Origin of the sequence: Bavariicoccus seileri WCC 4188 (assembly GCF_000421665.1) — a bacterium.
In the GTDB taxonomy this organism is placed as follows: Bacteria; Bacillota; Bacilli; order Lactobacillales; family Aerococcaceae; genus Bavariicoccus; species Bavariicoccus seileri.
This window is the reverse complement of sequence record NZ_ATXL01000010.1, coordinates 21,414-36,087: the sequence shown is the minus strand read 5'-3', so window position 1 is coordinate 36,087 and position 14,674 is coordinate 21,414. Positions and strand designations below refer to the sequence as shown.

The following is a 14,674-nucleotide window of genomic DNA, read 5'->3' as shown; positions in this document are numbered from 1 at the left end:
ACATGAGATAAATGGGGTGTATTGTGAAACCCAAAAAACTTCAAGTTGGGGATAAAGTCGCTATTATTTCGCTGTCATCTGGTATTTTAGGTGAAGCGTTTATGTCTGGCCAGAAAGAGTTAATCGAACAGCGTTTGGCGGCCTTTGGTTTGAATGTCATATACACGCCAAATGCGCTTAAGGGTCTTGACTATATCAAGGAACATCCTGAAGCACGTGCGGCTGATTTGAAATGGGCATTTGCACAGGATGATATTAAGATGATTTTGTGTGCCATTGGTGGTCGTGATACTTATCGGACAGTGCCTTATTTGATGACTGATAAAACTTTTATAGATAATGTGCGTCATCACCCTAAAATCTTCATGGGCTATTCAGACACAACGGTTAATCATCTCATGTTTCAAAAGTTAGGTCTAGTCACTTATTACGGGCCTAGTGCTATTGTTGATTTCGGAGAACTTGACAAGGAAATGCTGTCGTACACGAAAGCAGCGATTGAAGATTTGTTTACCAATGATGTGCCAACAATTACTTCCAGTCCTTATTGGTACTACGAACGAACAGATTTTTCTTCCAAAGCAATTGGCACTAAAAGAAAAGTCGCTAAAGAAACACGTGGTTTTGAAGTACTACATGGTCACGGAATTGTGAAAGGGCAATTATTCGGAGGGTGTTTGGAAAGCTTTGGTGACTTGTTGTTGGGAGATCAGTGTGAGGATGAAGCAGAAATTTGTCAGGCATATCATCTTGTACCGACAGATAACACAGGCAAGGTTTTGTTTCTCGAAACGTCTGAAGAAAAACCGAAACCTGATCTTGTACGCGAAATTTTGAAGACACTTGAACGATATGGTTTCTTTAGTAATGCTCGTGCGTTGTTAGTTGGTAAACCACAAGATGAACAGTATTATGAAGAGTATCGTGCTATTTATACGGAACTTGGTAGAAAGCTTGAGTTACCAATTCTTTTTAATCTCAACGTTGGTCACGCACATCCTCGATGTATTTTGCCAATCGGAGAACAAATTGAAATTGATTTTGATCATAAACAAGTACGATTGTTGGCGCCATTAGCAAGATAACTATAACAGATGGTTGATGGTCTACTTGTTGGATAATTTTTTGTTATTGTGCGTTATAATAGCGATTATTTTACAGGTCAAAAGGATTGTCCTACTTTTATTTGGAATCAATAGTCTTATAATTAATTAAATCTAAGCTCTCGTCATTTAGTGTGGTCTTCTTAACTGAAGGTCAGGACTAGATGACTAGTTCTATTTTGAATGGATTGGTTGATTGAATCTCAATGATAAATAGTGCAATAGTACAAGACATAAAACGAGACGGGTAAGTGGAACTGACACTTACCCGTCTCGTTATTGGTTTAGAGTTTATGGCTATCTTCTAGGTTGAAAAGTCTCAAAAATGATCTCTCGTAACTTGTACGCAACCTTTAGTTATTTAACTAAAAATAATATCCAATCGCAAGCGGTGATGATAAGTAAATCATGGTAAAATGATTGTTAGATATAGTAATAGCCAGGTTTAGTAATAGCCACGTATAGTAACCGTTAGATATATAGACAGTGAACTGATAGATAAGTTTGTCTCATAGCCATAGAATTTCGGTTATCAAACGAAAGAGGTGTGTGATATGTGGGAGTGTCCGAAGTGTGGTAGAAAATTTAATAGAACGAATCAAAGTCATTTTTGTGGAGAATTACCTAAGTCAGTAGACAGTTATATCAAAGAACAACCCGATGTGATTCAGCCACGGTTACAAGAGTTAAGGCAAGTTCTAAAACAAACCTTACCAGATGCAAAAGAGTGTATTTTATGGCGTATGCCAACGTATAGATCTGAGAAAGGTAACATCATCCATTTTGCTGCTGCAACTAACCATATTGGCCTCTATCCTGGTGATAAAGCAGTAAATGCTTTCTCGAATCGTTTAAAAGACTATAAAAGTCATAAAGGCTCTGTTCAGTTTCAAAACGATGAGCCTTTACCGTTAGACTTGATTTCAGAGATAGCGAAATGGTGTTATGAGACAGGAAATCATCATTAAGAAAATAGTCCGTGATAGGTAATATTGTCGTATAATACCATCAATTCAAACCATAATATCTTTTCAGCTTCTCTTAAGAACAACTATCAAAAAAGAGGTTTTATGATGTTAATCACAGAAAAACTAGTATCTCTTCAAGATCCAAAGTATGGTGATTTTCAAAGCAAATTGGTTCCAAATATTCCAAGAGCTGAGATTATAGGCGTTCGAATGCCAAAGCTTCGTCAGTTAGCTCAGAAAATTGCTGGTAGTCAGGAAGCAACAGATTTTTTAAAGTCGCTTCCGCATGACTACTATGACGAGAATATATTTCATGGGATCTTGATCTCGAGTATGAAGGACTATTCAGCTGCCATTGCTGAATTGAATACTTTTTTACCTTATGTCAATAATTGGGCTGCTTGCGATACGATCTCTCCAAAAGTGTTTCAAAAGAATCGGGTGGATCTATTAGATAACATCAAGAAATGGGTAGTTTCAGAACACGTCTATACTTGTAGAATTGGTGTCGGAATGCTGATGAGACATTTTTTGGATGAAGACTTCAAACCAGAGTATCATGAGATTCCTGCTCGCATTCACTCAGACGAATACTACATCAACATGATGATTGCGTGGTATTTTGCAACGGCACTCGCGAAACAATGGGAGTCTACTATTCCTTATTTGGAACGGCATAAACTTAATACACAAGTTCATAATAAAACAATACAAAAAGCACGAGAAAGTTTTCGAATCACAGCAGACCAAAAGGCATATCTTAAAACATTGAAACGGTAGTTTTCTAGTGTGATGGAGAAAATCAAAGCATGATTTATTTAGCTATTGTTTGATGTTGACTAAAGTAATGATACTAACTAAAACAATGATGTTAATTAAAGTAAGGTAGTAGGAGATTAGTCATATGAAGCATATGAAGAAAAAACAGTTAGTCATCTTGTCACTTCTCTCATTTTTCCTAATTGGTGGATGTAGTAGTATTTCAGATGAAGCTCTTAGTGATCAAGAAACTGCGCAATCATCGGTCGGTCATAATCTGACTAGTAGTTCTGTTAACAGCAAAGATCTCGATGGAGACAGTCAAGATGATACTGAAGAAAGTACTATTGTAGAGGATAGCAAAAACGATTCTCAGGATGATGCACAAGAAGAGTCTCAGGACACTTCCAAGGTCTCCAATGAAGCCAATAAGACCTTATTTGAAGGGTATCGGCAACTTACAGTTGATGGTGGTGACTTATCTGGTCATCGTCAAGCTAATGTCGTCGTTGATATTGGTTATGGTGACCGCGAGTATTGGGCGTTTACGAATGAGTATGGGCAACTTGTTCGGGTGGTTGCTGAACGAATCACCCTACAAGATGACTATACCGAGCCAGTACTGCCTTCTGGAAGATATTATCCAGACGAAGCACATGTTCCCGGAGTAGAGCGAGATGATTTAGATCAAGGACATATCATCGCCGATTCATTAGGCGGTGTTTCAAATGCTTATAATATCACGCCTCAAGATAGTACATTGAATCGCCACGGAGACCAAGCTTATATGGAAAAGGCCATTCGTGATGCAGGTGGAGCAAGCAATTTTGAAGCTATTATTACTTACCCAGACACTACTACACATATTCCATCACATTATAAATACACTTATACTGTTATGGGGAATGTCGTTGTTGATGAATTTGACAATGTCAATCCAGACGAAGTCAATGCTCAGCTAAATGAGTCAGAGAAATCTTCATCTGACGCAACAAACGGTAATGGTTCGTCTGAAACAGCACCAGCTTCTGATGATCAGGATGTTTCTAAAGTAGATACCAACGGCAATGGTCAGGTAACCATTAAAGAGGCCAAAGCAGCGGGTTTTCAAATGCCAATCACCAGGGACCATTGGTTGTATCAGTACATGAGAGATAACGACAATGACGGTATGGTGGGCGAGTAAGACAAGGTGATGAAATGTGACAGTTATGTCGCATATCTAAGACTGTACACTTTTAAAGACGACAGTCTGCTGTCAAATGATGTTTCAAAAGTGAAAAAATTGAAAGCAAACTAATAGTAATCCACGAATTTAAGGAGTCGGAGATGGAACTGAAAGAAGTGATGACAGATAAGAAACGCTATTTGTCGTTGTTATTACTTGCGGATGAACAAGAGGATATGATTGACCAGTATCTAGCAAAGGGGCGCATGTATCTTTTAATAGCAGATGGTGTCAAAGCAGAGTGCGTCGTGACGGACGAGGGGCATGGCATTTTAGAAATCAAGAATATCGCGACTGATCCTCGCTTTATCGGTCAAGGCTATGGCCAAAAATTGATTGAGCTAATTGCTGAAAAATACCATGACACCCATCATACGCTACAAGTGGGGACTGGTGATAGTCCTTTGACCATCCCTTTTTACCAAAAATGTGGGTTTAAACGGTCACATATTATCAAGAACTTCTTTGTTGATTATTATGACCATCCCATCTATGAAGAAGGCATCCAATTAGTCGATATGATTTACTTACAACGACCTCTATAAGAGCTTAGAGAGGGATTAAAAAGACGCAAAGAATAGCGCTAAGAAAGTACTATTTTAGAGGTGGTGGCTAGATGCGGTTAGAAACAGAAAGACTATTAATCAGACCATTTGAACCAAAAGATTTAGAGGATGTCCTTGATATCTATCGTGATGAGAAAACATGTCAGTATTTATTGCACGAACCCTGGACTGATAGTACGGCAGAAAATTATTTTAAGAAAAGACTGTCCCCACATCATTTATCAGAAGATAATGCCATTAGTTTAGCCTGTGTGATTGAGGATAAAGTGATTGGTGACATCGCAATTTGGTACACTGAAATGAAGGATACGGTTGAGATAGGGTATACGTTCAATAAGAATTATTCAGGACATGGCTATGCGACAGAAGCTGTCCGCTCTTTAGTAGACTATTTATTCAAGGTGAAAAAGGTGCACCGTATCCAAGCTAACTTGGATAGCCGAAATCTGGCAAGCAAGAAGTTATGTGAACGAATTGGAATGCGGCAAGAAGCACATTTTATATCTGACTTTTGGAATAAAGACGAGTGGACTAGTAGCTATATCTACGCCATGCTTCTATCTGATTTAGATGAGGTTATAAACGAGTAATGAATTTGTTTTTAACTAAAAAAGATGGATATTCGCCAGTTAATGTAATATAATTCAATTAAGTGGTGATAATATGATAAAAACAACAGCAATGCTTTTTGATGAATTAGAGGAATATCGTTCTCCAGCAAATAAAATATCGCGAATGGTTGACAATGGTAATCTTATTCCGATAGTAAGAGGTTTATATGAAACTAATAAAAATGTGTCTGGATATCTTTTAGCTAGTTCAATTTATGGGCCATCTTACCTGTCTTTTGATTTTGCGTTGTCCTATCATCATCTCATTCCTGAAGCGGTTTATACTTTTACTTCGGCAACTTTCCTTAAAAAAAAGAAAAAACAATTTCAGACACCGTTTGGAGTATATACTTACCAAGATGTTCCTCAATCTGCCTATCCTGTAGGTATATTGATTAAGAATGAAGGCAACTACTCTTATCTGATTGCGGAGCCAGAAAAAGCTTTGTGTGATAAGCTTTATTCTGTACCGCCTGTTGTGTCTCAAAAAGAGCTTAGAGATCTATTATTTGATGATTTACGACTTGATCCAACAGAATTTGGAAATTTAAATAAACAGAAACTCGTATCCTACTGTGGCTTATACCATGCGACGAATCTGAAGATCTTTATAAAACTGCTAAGGAGGATGGCATGACAACAATAATACAGCAAATGTTGGATAAGTATGAAACAAAAAGCCTTCTTGATAAGAAAAATGCCTTAAAAGAAATTATGCAGGAAATGGTACTGTGTGGCTTATCGCGGGCTGGTTTTTTTAAATCAGCAGCCTTTTATGGGGGTACTGCATTACGTATTTTTTATGGCTTAGACAGATTCTCAGAGGATTTGGACTTTTCTTTAACAACGGGAGACAAAAGTTTTGACATCACTTCATATTTTCCTATTTTAGAAAAAGAAATAAATGCCTTTGGAATAAATGTAGAACTGAGTGAAAAAGTTAAAACTAAAGACTCAACTATTCAATCAGCCTTCTTAAAAGGAAATACTAAACAACATTTGCTGCTATTTTTTGCTAATCAACCAGAGAACGGTATTCACCCAGATGAAAAAATTAAAATCAAATTCGAGGTGGACATTAACCCACCTATGTTTGCCAATTTTGAACATAAGTTCCGATTGCTACCAAACCCATATGAAGTTAAATTATATGATGGGCCGTCACTTTTTGCAGGCAAAATACATGCTGTATTATGTAGATCGTGGAAGAATCGAGTAAAAGGAAGAGACTTATATGATTATGTCTTCTATCTTTCAAAGGCCATGCCAGTGAACTTAAAACACTTACAAGCGCGACTGATACAGAGTGGGGATTTAGATCCACAGAAAGAATTCACAATGGAGATCCTCAAGAATTATCTTTTTGAGCGGTTTGACAAGATCGACTATGCTCAAGCGAAGCAAGATGTTGTTCCTTTCATTCGTCATACTAGCGATTTAGAACTATGGCAGTCAGATTTTTTCAAACAAATAACTGAAACACTACATACCGAGAGTAACTGAAAAAGTTTAATTCAGGTGATTGTAACGGTTAGAAATGGGAATGGATTGACCCTGTCTGAACAAAAATCCTATTCAGTTGACTTACATCTAGCCGTCTGTTATGAGTAAATACACACCTGAATGCTAGTTAAAGTACTTAGGTAATAGTGATGATTTATGAGAAGTTAAAGAGGTAACGGTCGTGAGGTTGTTACAATAAAGGTGGTAACGCGAGCATGTTCGCCCTTTTTAAAAAGGGACGGATGTGCTCTTTTTTAATCTCAAGATACAGAAAGGGAAGGTGAGTTTTATGACAAAACAACTAATTCCCGAGGCACTGAATGAGATATGGGAACTACAAGGGCTTAAGAAAAGCCCAAGTGGGACGCGTGTATTGTTTATGGCGCGTCGTGCGGATACTACCAAAGACCACTATTTCTATCAATTGTGGATGCTTGAAGGACTTGAAAAAAGGTTGCTGTTAGAGCATATTGCTCCATTCGCTTATGATTGGGCTAGTGACGAGCTCGTTATTTTAATAAGCAACTTTACAAAAGATGATCGCTCAGCGGCTAAAAAGAAAGGGACTAGTTTTTATCTGTTGGATATAGCTACACAACAAATAAGACCAGCTTTTAGGGCGCCTTTTCCGGTAGAACAGGTAAGCTATTTTAATGACCACACGCTTTTGTTAGAAACCTTTTTACCGGCTTCTTCTCAGCAAATATTAACCACACAAGATGTTGGAGAGAAGACAACAAGTGATCTTGAGCAATCACTTCATGCTTTCTCTGAGCTGCCATTTTACCAAAATGATTGTGGCTTTTTGGATCACCGTAAGAGAGGATTATTTGCGGTAGGCCAACAAACCGGTAATTTTTTCCGAGTGACACCTGCTGAATTTGACTTAGCGCATTATGTTGCAGATCCAAGTTCTGATTGGTTATGGCTAATAGGGCAATATCAAAAAAATGGTATCAAGGGAAATAATGATCATTTACTCAAAATCAATCTGAAGACACGTAAAGCACAATTAGTGTTTTCTGATGCAATATTGGATATTCAAAAAGTGTCAGTGGTAGGCAAAGAGATTTATCTCTTAGCAACGGATCACAACGAGTGGGGTTACGTCCAGCTTCCAAAGCTTTATCAACTTGTTGATGGTGATTTGAAATTAGTAGCTGATGCAGATCTTGATGTAACTACTGCCATTGATCTGTCGACGGGAACGGATAATTATTCTGCAATTGTGTTGAAAGGTTATCACTCGACTGTTGTCAGAGAGAATATATGGCATGAACTTTCACCACTCTACGATTTTGATGGGATTATTTTTGAAGCGGTAGTCTTAAAGAATCGTGTCGTCTTTCTTGGACGTAGAGCAAATGAGTTGGCTGAAGTGTTTGAGGCTGACGATGACTGGCAAGAAATTACAGCATTGACTCATTTCAATATGGCCTTTTATCAAAAATATCATCGTTCTTTGATTGAACAAGTTAAAAACAGCCAAATTGACGGTTGGGTCCTTAAACCCCGTGATTACCAAAAAAGGAATAAATATCCAGGCATTCTGGTAGCTCATGGTGGGCCTCATGCAGCTTTTTCTATGGCTTATCAATTCAATAATCAATTATTAGCAAATAATGGCTATTTTGTTTTCTTTGCCAACCCAAGAGGCTCTTCAGGGAAAGGAAATGCCTTTGCAGAGCTTAGAGGTAAAACGGGAGTTTGGGATTATAGTGACCTAAATGAGTTTATTCAAACGGTTTTAAAACACTATAATGATATTGATGAGACAAAATTGGGCATCACTGGTATTTCCTATGGGGGATACTTAACGAATTGGTTTATGACGCAGTCAAATCTCTTTAAGACGGCCATTTCAGAAAATGGGGTCTCTAATTGGATCAGCCAAGCCTCTACGTCGGACATGGGCTATACCTATGTTCAACACTATAGTGGGGACCCACTGTATCAAGCGGAGCAAGCTTGGAAACTTTCACCGCTGAAGTACGCTAAAGAAGTTAACATTCCGATGTTATTTATTCATTCAGATCAAGACTATCGTTGTCCAGTTTCTGAGGGACTTCAAATGTACAGTTTGGTTAAACGTCTAGGAAATCCAACCGAATTCGTGTTATTTCATGGGGAAAACCATAGTTTTTCTCGGGAAGGTAGACCTATGAATCGCTTAAAACGACATCAAATTATCGCTAAATGGTTTGAAAAACACTTAACACAGTGATGGAAAAGTGAGAATCAGCTGATAAAGTGAGATGTACAAAACTGACATGGTATAGTAAAGATAACGAACAACATAGGACAAAAAGGCGGTGTGATCAATTGAAACAAATTCTCACATTTTTAGGATATCTTGTGATTAGTTTTCTTTAGATCATAGGCGTTTTGTTGGTAGCCTCTTCTTATGAACCAACGCTCATGTGCATGATATTTATGCTACCAGTTCTGGTGATTTACCAAACGATAGTGATGGTGATCATCACCGAGATTTTTCGGCGGAAAACATCTTTAAACCCTATGTTAGATGGAAGTATTACTGGTCTGATTGTTTCAACCATAGTTGCTCCTTTTTTCATAGTGTTGATTACTTATATTAATTAGTCATATAAATAGAAGGTACTGAGCTCAATCACTGGTTTACGAGTGAAAAAGTAGAGTCAACTATAATGACGTTATAAAGTACTACTCATAAGTAAAATACTTGTGAGTAGTATTTTTATGGACAATTATACTACTCTAAAGTATAATAATCGTAAGTAGTAAAATATGATAGATGAACGAGAGGAGCTGCGAGCATGTTTTTTGGAAGGGAGAAGGAATTAGAATCTCTTGAGAGGATGTATAAAAAAAATACATTCCAAATGGCTGTAGTGTATGGTCGACGCCGAATTGGGAAGACATTCTTGCTAAATGAATTTATAAAAGATAAGAATTCACTTTACTTACCAGCAGAAGAAGTGAATGATTCACTAAATTTACAGAATTTTTCGCGATTGTTAGGAAAAAAGTTAGGCATTAGTCATTTTCCAACAGTAGAAAACTGGAAAGCATTGTTTTTGCTTATTAAAGAACAATTGGGACAAGAGCACTTGATCATTGTGATTGATGAGTACCCTTATGCAGCATCAGCAAATAAGTCACTTAATTCAATCTTGCAGCATGTGATTGATTATGATTTTAAGGACACCAACATCTTTTTGATACTTTGTGGGTCATCAATAAGTTTCATGGAAAATCAGGTTTTGGGAGAAAAAAGCCCATTGTTTGGACGAAGAACAGGTCAGCTGAAAATTAGGCCACTTGATTACTATGATTCGGCACAATTTTACCCTGATGCAAGTGATGAAGATAAAATTAAGTATTATGCCTGTATTGGTGGTACGCCATATTATCTATCGTTAATAGATCAGAGATTGAGTTTTGAAGAAAACTTACGAGACCTGTATTTTGAAATCAATGGTTACTTGAACAATGAAGGGATTCTATTGATGAAGCAAGAGTTTCGAGAACCAGCGAATTACAATGCTGTTCTTCAAGCCATAGCTAGTGGTTCGAATAAGCTGAATGAGATAGCACAGTTTACAAAGTTAGAAAATAGTCTCATATCTAAGTACCTTATTACATTACAAGAGATGAATTATATTGAGCGAGTTGTTCCATTTGGTTCAAACCCTCTGAAAGGCAAGACGAGTCAATACAAGATTTCTGAGAACTTTATTGCTTTTTGGTACCGTTATATTCTTTCGGTCAGAACCGAGATTGAGCGTGGAAATGGTGATATCTACTTTAAGTTAGCTATTGAAAATTTGTCTGATTTTATTGGTCCTATTTTTGAAGATGTCTCACGTCAATACCTTCGTAGGGTGAATGGACAAGGAAAGTTACCTTTTGTTGCAAAGTCATTCGGTAAGTGGTGGGGCAAAGACAGAGCTGGGAAGGTTCAAGAAGTAGATGTCGTTGTTGAATCAGTCACAGGAAAGGAATTGTTAGTTGGCGAATGTAAGTGGCGTAATTCTTTTAAGGTCAAACAAACACTTGAAGTTTTTAATGAACGAGCTGCTTTCTTTAACAAGTACAGGGTTTACCAATACCTATTCACAAAAAAACCTGTATCTATCGAGACAAATCCCAAAATTATTAACATTTCCCTTAGTGATTTATTTGGTTTGTAGCTAAAGTGATAAGTGTTTATGGATGCGGGTGTTATAAACCAGTAGTTAAACGTGTAGAGTATCGTAAAGCATAAGACATGAGAGTTAAGACATAGCAGTTAAGATACAAAAAACGCCAAATCTCTGATAAAGGGATTTGGCGTTCAATAATTTATCACTGTGACATGATATGGTTTAGAATCATTTATTAATAGCTTTTGCAACTGCTTGATTAACAGCGTCTTTTTCGTCAGCAATCAAGGTAACGCGGCTCTCGATAGACTTGATACCCATAGTGATTTCGCGTGTTAAACCAGGTGTTTGTAGTTTTGGTTCAAAGAAGGCTTTGAACTCAGCTAGACGTTCAGGCGTTTTGAAAACACGGCTAATCACAGTGATGTAGCTAGTGAATGACATGTCACCGCCGACGGTGTCTAGCAACCATTGCCAGTTCGATTTAATCCAGTCCCACGCAGCTTGTTGACCTTGATCGTTGGCTAAGATGTAGTAGAACCAACTTCTCAAATCTTGAGGTTTGATAGTGTCCGCATCTTTGAATAAGGTTACTATTTTAGTGATTTCTTCTGGATTTTCTGTTCTTCCAATAGCAGCTGGCAAAGAAGCTTTGTAGCTAGCATCAGTTGAACGACGGTATTCATCCAACAAAGTATCTATTAATTCCTTGCTACCAAAGTGTTTTACTTCGTTAATCAGTACATAAGGTCTGACAGATGCAGATATAGTTGCTAAATGGTCAGTATGTGCTTCAAAAAGACGGTGTGCATCCGCGATAAAGGCTTGATTGTCCGCATAAGTAGCTGCTGATATGACTTCTTGACGAGTGACTTGATCATCATTTGGTTCGCCTTTTTTTGGTTCTAATCCTAAACGATCATAGGCTGTTGCACTCAATTGATGGAAGAAAGCTTTTAGGGTAGTTTCTTCTTCAGATTTAGGTGTTACAAAGCGTTTCAAGTTATCCGCGATATCATAAAGGGCTGTATTGACGATAGCAGAGTGACTATCTGAAAATTGTGATAGAAGTGGGATCAGACTTGCATAGGAGATCCGACGTCCTTCTGCCAACAATCGTAAATCTTGTAGCAGTTGCAATTTAGAGATGGCATCTAATTGATCTGATTCATTCAAGATGTCGTCTAGTAAGGTTTGTTCATAAGAAACGATGAAGTGAGAACTATTACCCACGTTTAAACGGAAAGCTGTGCCTTCTTTTTCCCGTAAGCTGTTGTAATCACCTATAACGAGTTCTTTTTCAGTCATTAAGTCAGGAACACCGTCATAATTGCTATTCAATGGCACTTGCCAGAGACGTCCAACAGCTTTACCATCGCCGATAAAGAATTGTTGTTGAGTTAAGACGAGCTTACCGTCCACTACTTTTGCAGATACTACTGGATAACCTGGTTGTTCAAGCCACGATTTCATCACTGCGCCAACATTAATCCCACTAGCATCGCTTAAAGCACTCCATAAATCTGCACCAACTGTATTGTTGTATTGATGTTTGTCAAAGTAAGCTTTTAAGCCAGTTCTTAACGCTTCGTCACCGATGAGTGCACGAACCATAACGAGCATCCGAGCGCCTTTAGCGTAAACGATAGCAGAATCAAAGAGCGAATCTACTTCAGCCGGATCTTCAACTTTAGAATAAACAGATTGGACACCATCAGTAGCATCTCGTTCTAAAGCAGCTGGTGTATCTGAAGTTTGGAAAATCTCCCATACATTCCAGTCAGGTTCGATGGCATCAACTGCAACGTATTCCATCATGTTAGCAAAACTTTCGTTCAACCATAGATCGTCCCACCACTTCATGGTTACAAGATCACCAAACCATTGGTGAGCAACTTCGTGGGCAATAACAGTGGCAATAATTTGTTGCATCCGAAGGCTAGTATTATCAGGATCAACTAAGAGATAAGCCTCACGATAAGTGATCAATCCCCAGTTTTCCATAGCTCCAGCTGAAAAGTCTGGTAATCCCAGTTGCCATGAATGAGGTAAAGGATAAGGTGTTTGGAAGAAGTCTTCATAGAATTCAATGGATCGTTTAGCGATGTCTAACCCAAAGTCTAGTTCTTTTGCTTGATGGGCTTTAGTAGCAAAAATTCCAACTTTAACACCGCTCTTGGTAGTTGTTGTCTTACTAATCATCTCTCCAAAGCCAAAGGCAACAAGATAAGTAGACATTGGAACAGTCTTTTCAAAATAATGAACGCCATCAACGACTTTTTCCTCAGGCATGTTAGAGATAATAGTTTCGCCATCTTTTTCGTCGAACTTAATCGCTAAGCTGAAGGTGGCTTTGGCAACAGGTTCATCGATCGATGGAAAAGCTTGACGAGCTGAGTTAGTTTCAAATTGCGTGCCAATCAGTTGTTTCTTGACACCATCGACGTCGTAGTATGAAGGGTAGATACCCATCATGGTATCGGTTAATTTTGCGCTATAAGTGATGTCTAACGTAGTTTGACCGCTTTTAGGTAGATCAATCCAGATGGCATCTAGCTCTTTGTCAATGGTATAAGGGACAAGGTCGCCATTAGCGAGGACTTCTGAGACTGCTAGGTCTTTTTGGTGGATACCAATTTTTTCAGTCGTCGCTGTCCCGGTAATAGTTGTTTTACCAGAGAATTGCTTGGCTTCACGATCGATGTCTAGATAAATGTCGTAATGCTCAGGTTTAAATAAAGGGTAAAAATGTTGAAATTTTGTCATGTTAATCCTCCATTTCGTGTATCTATAGTGATTATAAACTTTTTATCAGGGAGATTCATTAGTTAAGCTGTAGGATATAGTATAATGAACGCATATTGAATCATTAAAAAGTATTTTGAAGTTTGTTTGGAGTTTTTTGAACTTGAAGATATAAGAAGTTGTTAGACCTTTGATTATCGGGGTTAAAAAGATTGTAGTAATAAAACGTGTAGTTAGAAAGGTTATAGTTACAGTGTTGGGAGTTAAGATGGAAAATTTGCAAATACCAGATCAGATAAAAGAATTGATTGGTGATGAGCCCTATTACATCGATGATATAGGGAAATCAGAATCACAGGTGATATTGTTTTCGGACAAAGTTTTAAAAATTCAGGAAGTATCTGATGAGTCGGTTAAAGAAATTCAGGTGTTGACTTGGTTAGAAGACAAGTTAAGCGTTCCGGAAGTTCTAGTCTCTCAAGTGGAAGGGTCTACTCATTATTTACTAATGTCAAAAATTGGGGGGAATATGGCGTGTGATGACATTTATATGGCTAATCCAGAAAAACTGGTTAAAGCGTTAGCAACAGCTTTGCGGCAATTATGGAATGTTGATTTGTTTAGTTTTAAACCGATGATGACGTTAGCGAAAAAGTTGGAGATTGCAGAGTATAATGTTTTGAATGGAAAAGTTGATATGGCTGATACTCAACCAGCTACCTTTGGGGCGAATGGCTTTGAAGATCCTCATGCATTATTGCGGTGGCTGGTGGCGAATCAACCAGATGAAGAATTGGTGTTTTCGCACGGTGATATGAGCTTGCCGAATGTGTTTTTTAAAGATGACCATGTATCGGGTTTTATTGATCTAGGTTTAGCTGGCGTTTCAGATAAATGGCAAGATATTGCAATTGTTTACCGTAGTTTGGTCAATAACTTTGCAGGGGTTTATGGTGGTAAAACGTATGCTGGATTTAAACCGGAAATGCTATTTGAAGCATTAGATATGACACCAGATTGGGATAAGTTGCGTTATTATATCCTGTTGGATGAGTTGTTTTAAAAGA

12 protein-coding genes are annotated in these 14,674 nt (G+C 37.9%); 11 read left to right on the top strand and 1 reads right to left on the bottom strand.

Annotated elements, in window-relative coordinates; all coding sequences use genetic code 11:
• Positions 1–23: 23 nt before the first annotated feature.
• The 10 genes from H541_RS0103540 (at position 24) to H541_RS11455 (ending at position 10,910) form a co-directional block, all read left to right on the top strand.
• Complete coding sequence (locus H541_RS0103540; protein ID WP_338024046.1) at positions 24–1,085, top strand: S66 family peptidase; 1,062 nt, start codon at positions 24–26, stop codon at positions 1,083–1,085.
• A gap of 572 nt (positions 1,086–1,657) precedes the next feature.
• Positions 1,658–2,071 carry an iron chaperone gene (locus tag H541_RS0103535; RefSeq protein WP_022795969.1) on the top strand — a complete coding sequence of 138 codons (414 nt, stop codon included), beginning with the start codon at positions 1,658–1,660 and terminating at the stop codon, positions 2,069–2,071.
• A 102-nt stretch (positions 2,072–2,173) separates the two neighbouring features.
• The gene (locus H541_RS0103530; RefSeq protein ID WP_240470891.1) at positions 2,174–2,851 is read left to right on the top strand and encodes a DNA alkylation repair protein; all 678 of its coding nucleotides are present in this window, start codon (positions 2,174–2,176) and stop codon (positions 2,849–2,851) included.
• Positions 2,852–2,975: 124 nt separating this feature from the next.
• On the top strand, positions 2,976–4,016 hold the full coding sequence (locus H541_RS0103525; RefSeq protein ID WP_022795967.1) for a DNA/RNA non-specific endonuclease: 1,041 nt from the start codon (positions 2,976–2,978) through the stop codon (positions 4,014–4,016).
• A 143-nt stretch (positions 4,017–4,159) separates the two neighbouring features.
• On the top strand, positions 4,160–4,603 hold the full coding sequence (locus H541_RS0103520; protein ID WP_022795966.1) for a GNAT family N-acetyltransferase: 444 nt from the start codon (positions 4,160–4,162) through the stop codon (positions 4,601–4,603).
• 71 nt (positions 4,604–4,674) lie between these two features.
• On the top strand, positions 4,675–5,214 hold the full coding sequence (locus H541_RS0103515; protein WP_022795965.1) for a GNAT family N-acetyltransferase: 540 nt from the start codon (positions 4,675–4,677) through the stop codon (positions 5,212–5,214).
• A gap of 73 nt (positions 5,215–5,287) precedes the next feature.
• Positions 5,288–5,872 (top strand): type IV toxin-antitoxin system AbiEi family antitoxin domain-containing protein, encoded by a 585-nt coding sequence (locus H541_RS0103510; RefSeq protein WP_022795964.1) that lies wholly within the window; start codon positions 5,288–5,290, stop codon positions 5,870–5,872.
• A complete protein-coding gene (locus H541_RS0103505; protein WP_022795963.1) occupies positions 5,869–6,738 on the top strand; it encodes a nucleotidyl transferase AbiEii/AbiGii toxin family protein in 870 nt (289 codons plus the stop codon). Before H541_RS0103510 ends, H541_RS0103505 begins: the two co-directional genes overlap by 4 nt.
• 289 nt (positions 6,739–7,027) lie before the next feature.
• On the top strand, positions 7,028–8,962 hold the full coding sequence (locus H541_RS0103500; protein ID WP_022795962.1) for an alpha/beta hydrolase family protein: 1,935 nt from the start codon (positions 7,028–7,030) through the stop codon (positions 8,960–8,962).
• 571 nt (positions 8,963–9,533) lie between these two features.
• Positions 9,534–10,910, top strand: coding sequence for an ATP-binding protein (locus tag H541_RS11455; RefSeq protein WP_022795961.1), 1,377 nt, complete (start codon positions 9,534–9,536; stop codon positions 10,908–10,910).
• Positions 10,911–11,090: 180 nt separating this feature from the next.
• Here H541_RS11455 and H541_RS0103490 read toward each other — a convergent pair whose 3' ends face one another.
• Positions 11,091–13,628 (bottom strand): M1 family metallopeptidase, encoded by a 2,538-nt coding sequence (locus H541_RS0103490; RefSeq protein WP_022795960.1) that lies wholly within the window; start codon positions 13,626–13,628, stop codon positions 11,091–11,093.
• Positions 13,629–13,875: 247 nt separating this feature from the next.
• Here H541_RS0103490 and H541_RS0103485 point away from each other — a divergent pair, with 247 nt between their 5' ends.
• A complete protein-coding gene (locus H541_RS0103485; protein ID WP_022795959.1) occupies positions 13,876–14,670 on the top strand; it encodes an APH(3') family aminoglycoside O-phosphotransferase in 795 nt (264 codons plus the stop codon).
• Positions 14,671–14,674: the final 4 nt, after the last annotated feature.

Coding starts and splice junctions, on each gene's coding strand:
- H541_RS0103535 (WP_022795969.1), top strand. CDS start 1,658: ATGTGGGAGTGTCCGAAGTGTGGTAGAAAATTTAATAGAACGAATCAA.
- H541_RS0103530 (WP_240470891.1), top strand. CDS start 2,174: ATGATGTTAATCACAGAAAAACTAGTATCTCTTCAAGATCCAAAGTAT.
- H541_RS0103525 (WP_022795967.1), top strand. CDS start 2,976: ATGAAGCATATGAAGAAAAAACAGTTAGTCATCTTGTCACTTCTCTCA.
- H541_RS0103520 (WP_022795966.1), top strand. CDS start 4,160: ATGGAACTGAAAGAAGTGATGACAGATAAGAAACGCTATTTGTCGTTG.
- H541_RS0103515 (WP_022795965.1), top strand. CDS start 4,675: ATGCGGTTAGAAACAGAAAGACTATTAATCAGACCATTTGAACCAAAA.
- H541_RS0103510 (WP_022795964.1), top strand. CDS start 5,288: ATGATAAAAACAACAGCAATGCTTTTTGATGAATTAGAGGAATATCGT.
- H541_RS0103505 (WP_022795963.1), top strand. CDS start 5,869: ATGACAACAATAATACAGCAAATGTTGGATAAGTATGAAACAAAAAGC.
- H541_RS0103500 (WP_022795962.1), top strand. CDS start 7,028: ATGACAAAACAACTAATTCCCGAGGCACTGAATGAGATATGGGAACTA.
- H541_RS11455 (WP_022795961.1), top strand. CDS start 9,534: ATGTTTTTTGGAAGGGAGAAGGAATTAGAATCTCTTGAGAGGATGTAT.
- H541_RS0103490 (WP_022795960.1), bottom strand. CDS start 13,628: ATGACAAAATTTCAACATTTTTACCCTTTATTTAAACCTGAGCATTAC.
- H541_RS0103485 (WP_022795959.1), top strand. CDS start 13,876: ATGGAAAATTTGCAAATACCAGATCAGATAAAAGAATTGATTGGTGAT.